This is a genomic window from Actinoplanes awajinensis subsp. mycoplanecinus, from assembly GCF_001509495.1.
Taxonomy (GTDB): Bacteria; Actinomycetota; Actinomycetes; order Mycobacteriales; family Micromonosporaceae; genus Actinoplanes; species Actinoplanes palleronii.
On the sequence record NZ_LLZH01000194.1, the window covers coordinates 1 to 326 of the forward strand.

The 326-nt window shown below is 53.4% G+C and carries 1 rRNA gene; it reads right to left on the reverse strand.

The features are described from left to right. Positions 1-326: ribosomal RNA gene (locus ADL15_RS21130) — 23S ribosomal RNA — on the reverse strand; the annotation flags it as partial.

Consider the following 326-nt stretch of genomic DNA (forward strand, 5'->3'; position numbering starts at 1 on the left):
ACGGTACTTGTCCGCTATCGGTCACCAGGAAGTATTCAGCCTTACCAGGTGGTCCTGGCAGATTCACAGCAGATTCTAGGAGTCCGCTGCTACTCGGGAGAATCTATAAGGAGGCATGACACTTTCGTCTACGGGACTCTCACCCTCTACGGTCGGCTTTCCCACGCCGTTCGACTAGCATCAAACTTTGTAACTCCTCGGAAGACTGTCAGATCTTCCACAAGAAATCCCACAACCCCCCACGCGCAACCCCTGACAGGTATCACACACGCAAGGTTTAGGCTAGATCCGCTTTCGCTCGCCACTACTCACGGAATCACGGTTGT